Annotated in this window: 4 protein-coding genes; 1 reads left to right on the top strand and 3 read right to left on the bottom strand. The window is 69.0% G+C overall.

What is annotated here, in order from left to right; genetic code table 11:
• The 3 genes from GBZ26_RS26395 to GBZ26_RS26385 all read right to left on the bottom strand — a co-directional run.
• On the bottom strand, positions 1-1,602 hold a 1,602-nt coding region (locus GBZ26_RS26395; RefSeq protein WP_174441379.1), incomplete at its 3' end, for a PAS domain S-box protein.
• A 16-nt stretch (positions 1,603-1,618) separates the two neighbouring features.
• Complete coding sequence (locus GBZ26_RS26390; protein WP_035682490.1) at positions 1,619-2,101, bottom strand: response regulator; 483 nt, start codon at positions 2,099-2,101, stop codon at positions 1,619-1,621.
• An 8-nt stretch (positions 2,102-2,109) separates the two neighbouring features.
• A complete protein-coding gene (locus GBZ26_RS26385) occupies positions 2,110-4,389 on the bottom strand; it encodes an ATP-binding protein (protein ID WP_174441378.1) in 2,280 nt (759 codons plus the stop codon).
• A 370-nt stretch (positions 4,390-4,759) separates the two neighbouring features.
• Between GBZ26_RS26385 and GBZ26_RS26380 the strand changes: the two genes are divergently transcribed.
• Positions 4,760-5,467, top strand: coding sequence for a cyclic nucleotide-binding domain-containing protein (locus tag GBZ26_RS26380; protein ID WP_174441377.1), 708 nt, complete (start codon positions 4,760-4,762; stop codon positions 5,465-5,467).
• The last annotated feature ends 2 nt before the right edge of the window (positions 5,468-5,469 follow it).

The raw sequence follows: 5,469 nt of genomic DNA, 5'->3' as shown, positions 1-5,469 counted from the left end.
CCCCCACCCGTCCCGCTCGATCCGGGCGGAGACCAGCACGTCGGCGACCTCCCCCGACCGCTTGACCAGCCGGTAGGGCATGTCCTGGAAGGCGCCCAGCCGCAGCAGTTCCGGCCAGCGGTGCTCCCGGTGCTCCCGCGCGACGTCGGGCGGCATGAACTCCGTGATGTTGCGGCCGAGCACCTGCCCCCGGCTCTCATAGCCCATGAACTCCAGCCAGCGGTCGCTGACGCTGAGCAGCCGGCCCTCGGCATCCAGTGAATGCAGCGGCACCGGCGTCTTGGTGTAGAGCGCGCTGAGGTCGGCCTGGGCGCGCTGCCGCTCCGCCACTTCGGCCAGCAGACGGCGGTTGGCGGCCACCAGCTCCGCCGTGCGCTCGGCCACCTGCCGCTCCAGATCCTCGCGGGCGTCGGCCTGGGCGGCGCGGGCCTTCACCGCGTCGTCGATGTCGGTGCAGGTGCCGAACCAGCGGGTGATGCGCCCGTCCCCCTCACGCAGCGGCACCGCCCGCCCGAGGAACCAGCGGTACCGGCCCCCGGCCTCGCGCAGCCGGTACTCGACCTCGTAGAAATCGCCCGACCGCACCGCGGCGGTCCACAGGGCGGCGGTCCGCGCCTGGTCGTCCGGATGGACCACATCCATCCAGGCCGTGCCGGTCATGGCCTCCGGACGGGTGCCGGTGTAGGCGAACCAATGCAGGTTGTAGTAATCGGGGAGGCCGTCCGGCGGGGCCGACCAGACGAGCTGCGGCATGCTTTCCGCGATGGCGCGGAACTTGGCCTCGCTGTCGCGCAGCGCGATCTCCGAGGCGCGGCGTTCGGTGATGTCGCACACCACCGCCGAATAGGCGGCTGGCGCGCCCGTGGCGTCGCGCGCCACGGTCAGCACGGTGGAGCCGAAGAAGCGCCGCCCGTCGCGCGCCGCGTGGATCCATTCGACCTCGCAGCGCTCCTTCTCCGCCACCCCGGCCAGCAGGCCGCGGATGTTCTCCGCACTGCGCTCCTCCGGCGCGAAGAGCAGGGAGAGCGGGCGGCCCAGCGCCTCCTCCTCGGTGTGGCCGAACAGGCGGCGGCTGCCCTCGTTCCACGAGGTGATGCGGCCCTCCGGGTCCAGCGTGATAATGGCGTAGTCGCGGATGTCGTCGATGGCCTGCCGCAGCCGGCGCAGGTTTTCCTCGGCCTGCCGCCGCTCGGCCAGGGTGCGGGCCTCCAGGATCGCCCGCTCCACGGCGGCGGGCAAATGGGCCAGCCGCTGCTTCAGCACATAGTCGCGGGCACCCATCTTCAGCGCCGACACCGCCGTCTCTTCCCCCATGCGCCCCGACAGGAACAGGAAGGGCGTTTCCGGGGCGCGCGCCTTGGCGATGCCCAGCGCTTCCAGCCCATCGAAATCGGGGAGGGAGAAGTCAGCCAGGATCAGGTCGAAGCGCGGCCCGTCCCCCGCCGCCTTGACCAGCGCCGCCTCGAAGGCCGCGCGAGTGTCCACGCGGGTCACGTTGCAGGCGATTCCCGCCTTCCGCAGGCGCGCGCAAGCCAGCTCGCAGTCCAGCGGGCTGTCTTCCAGATGCAGGATGGTCACGGCCACGGGCATGGCGGCGGGCATTCCGGAGGGCATTCCTTCAGGCGCCTTTTCCCGCGGGCGGGGTTCCCGCCGGGCGGCGGGCGCAGCCGACCGGGGGTTCGTTCAGGATCGCCCAGAAGGCGCCCAGGTCGCGGATTGCCTGGAAGAAGGCCTTGAAGTCCACCGGCTTCACCACGAAGGCGTTCACCCCCAGCTTGTAGCTGCGCACGAGGTCGCTTTCCTCGCGCGACGCGGTGAGCATCACGATGGGGACGTGCCGGGTTTCCGGATCGTTCTTCACCCGCTCCAGCACCTCCAGCCCGTCGATCTTCGGCAGCTTGAGGTCGAGCAGGACGACGGCGGGAAGCTGGGTCGGCTGCCCCGTCTCCGGATCGCGGCGGGTCAGCATCCGCAGCGCCTCCTCGCCGTCGCGGGCGACGATCACGTCGTTGGCGAGCTGGCATTTCTCCAGCGCCGCCAGGGTCAGCTCCAGGTCCCGCGGGTTGTCTTCGACCAGCAGGATGGGTTTCAGGTCACTCATGGTTCAGGTCACTCATCGAGATCGCGCAGATCCGGTTTCGCCACCCCGGCCTTCGGCAGTGTGAAGTAGAAGATGGCTCCCTTGTCGAGCCGCCCGTCGGCCCAGGTCCGTCCACCGTGGCGCTCCACGGCGCGGCGCACGTTGGCCAGACCGATGCCGATGCCTTCGAACTCCTCGTTGCGGTGCAGCCGTTGGAAGACCCCGAACAGCTTCTTCTCGTAAGCTTGGTTGAAGCCGACGCCGTTGTCCCTGACGAAGAAGAGGGTTTCGGTGGGCCGGTCTTCGCAACCCACGGCGATGCGCGCCGGTTCCCGTCCGCGGGAGTACTTGATGGCGTTCGACAAGAGATTTTGCAGAACCAGCCGCATCATCACGGGATCGCCGCGCACCGTGGGCAGCGGGGCGATGTCCCATTCGATGGCCCGCCCGGCGGTGTCGGGCGCCAGCGTCTCCCGCACCTCCGCCATCAGAGCGTTCATATCCACCGAGACGGGGGTCAGCTCGCTGCGTCCCATCTGCGAGAAGTGCAGCAGATTGTCCACCAGCGTGCCGGCGCTGTTGGCAGCGTCCACGATAACGTCCAGATAGCGCTTCCCGGTGTCGCTCAACTGGTCCGACTCCAGCTCCTGCAACAGCTCGGCGTAACCGACGATGTGGCGGAACGGCGCGCGCAGGTCGTGGGAGACGGAGTAGGAGAAGGACTCCAGCTCCTTGTTGGAGCGCGCCAGCTCCCGCGACAGGGCGGCCAGCTCCTCCGCCTTGCGCAGGACGATGCCGATGACGGCGTGGCGCAGCGCCGTGGCGGTGTCGCGCTCCGCCGCGGTCCAGGGCAGAGCGCGGTGGCGCACCGTCTCCTTCCACGTCTCGAAGGAGGCCCGCGGGCTCAATGCCTGCCCGTCGCGGTCGAGCGGCTTGCGCGGGTCGCCGCCCCAGCGGACGGTGCGCACCACCTCGGGCCGGAACCACAGCACGTAGCTGGCGTGCAGCTTCGACACGGCGATGGCCAGCAGCCCCGCCGCCTTGCCTTCGAAATCCGCAGCGGCCGGGTAGAGGGCGGGCAGGCTGTCGGTCTCGAACTGCTCCGGCTCGCCCTGCGCGGCCAGCCAGTCCACGAGGCCGCGCACCTGCTCTTCCGTCGGGGTGTCGCCGACCAGCGTGCAGCGCCGCTCGAACACGACGGCGGCGCCGCTGGCGTTGGCGAAGCGCAGCAGGTCGTCGGGGTGTTCGGTCAGGCCGGCGATGAAGGGATCGGCCTGGGCCATGGCGGCGAGCAGCCGCGCCTGGATGGATTGCAGGGCGATGCGGTGCTCCGCGTCGCGCCGGTCCTCCACCGCGGCGATGCGCACCGACAGGATCTGGGCGATCAGGTCGCAGGCCGAGCGCACGGCGTAGGACACCGCCTTCGGCTCGTGGTGGTGGCAGGAAACCAGCCCCCACAAGGCTCCGTGCAGCAGGATCGACACCGACATGGAGGAGGCGGTTTCCATGTTCCGCATGTATTGCACATGCACCGGCGACACGCTGCGCAGGACGGAGAAGCTGAGATCGAGCGGCGGCGCTCCGGCGGGGACGGACGGCATCGCGACCAGCGGCACCGGGGCGTAGCCGGCGTCGGGGATCAGCCGCTGGCGGTTCAGCCGGTACAGCTCGCGCGCCTGGGTGGGGATGTCGGAGGCGGGAAAGCGCAAGTCCATGTAGGAGGGCAGCCGCCCGTTCCCATCCTCCGCCACCACCGTGCCGTGCCAGTCGGCGTCGAAGCGGTAGATCAGCACGCGGTCGAAGCCGGTGAGTGCCCGCACCTCCTGCGCGGCGCAGTTCAGGAGGTCCGCCGGCGCGTTCAGCGCGTCCAGCCGCTCCAGCGCCTCGCGCATGCGCGGGTAAACGTGGTCGAGGAGGTCGGTCTCCATCCCGTCCAGCCGTTCCAGCTCCAGGATCACCACGCCATTGCCCGCCGCGTCAGGAACGGTGTGGGCAAGAAGCTGGTGACGGCCGGCACCGGGCAGTTCGGTCACGGCGACCGGCACCGGGCGGGAGGGAACCGGACCGGCGGCGAGGAAGGAGCGGACTGCGGTGGAAATCTGCGGGTGGAGCGCTCGTTCCAACGGCTGACCCAACGCCTGCTCCAGCGGCAGGCCAAGCGCCGGTGCGGCGTTGGTGCTGGCCTGGATCAGGGTGGCGCCGGCGTCGCTTCCGGAAAAGGCCAACAGCATGCCGTGAGGCTGGATGCTGCCGGGTCGATGGATCGGTTCCCGGCTGCAGGCGTCGAGATCCAAATCACCAACGGTCATGGCGCTGATCCTTGCGGCAGCGTTCACTCCAAAAACAAAGACAATTCAATAGGTCGCTCCTTAATGCCCCGCTCGCGGTCCGGTCTATCCGATGAATTCAGATAATGTCGAATGTTTGACGTGACGGGCATCTCTTTGGTTATCAACGGCAGGTGACTGAGACAATACCACTTCAGAACAAGGTTATAAGCAATTAGTCATACAAACTGCCTTTCGTCGGGCGCAAAGAGAGAAGAGGGGCAGGACAGGATACGGAGGATCGCCGGAGGCGGATCCGCGCGATTGAAATTTTTCGGCCGGACCGCGTAAGATTCTCCCCGGAGCTTCGGACGGAACCGGAACGGATCCGGCGGACGGAAGGCGGGCAGCAGTGTATCGGAACGGCATCGATGCCGCGCGGCTGGGCACCGCGCGCTGCAGCAGCTGCGCCATACGGGACCTCGTCCTGTTCGGCGACCTGCGCGACCAGGATTTCGACCTGATCCACATTCCCATCGACGAGTTGCGCTTCCAGCCCGGCGCCACGCTCTACTGCGCGGGGGACGAGGGCGGCTCCCTCTACACGATCCGCAGCGGGCTGGTGAAGCTGGTCCAGTTCCTCCCCGACGGCACGCAGCGCATCGTCCGGCTGCTCCGCCAGGGCGCCGTGGCCGGGCTGGAGGTGCTGGTCGACAAGCCCTACGAACACACCGCCGTCGCGCTTCAGGAAGCGGAAACCTGCCGGCTGCCGCGTGCGGTGGTGGAGCGGCTGAGCAAGGAGACGCCGCGCCTGCACGCCCGCCTGATGGAGCGCTGGTACAAGTCCCTGCACCAGGCCGACGAGTGGCTGACCGAGCTGTCCACCGGCAGCGCCCGGCGGCGGCTGGCCCGGCTGTTCCTCAAACTCGCCGCCGATGTTCCGAACGAGCCGGTCCTGCTGTCGGGCCGCGAGGATCTGGGCGCCATGCTCGGTGTCGGGATGGAGACCGCCAGCCGCACCGTCGCCGAGTTCAAGCGCGCGGGTCTGGTGGTCGAGCAGGCGCCGAACGTCTTCATCTGCGACCTGTCCGCGCTGGAGGCGGTAGGGCTGGACGGGTAAAG

It is taken from the genome of Azospirillum formosense (assembly GCF_013340925.1).
GTDB lineage: Bacteria > Pseudomonadota > Alphaproteobacteria > Azospirillales > Azospirillaceae > Azospirillum > Azospirillum formosense.
This window is presented reverse-complemented; position numbering and strand designations above follow the sequence as displayed.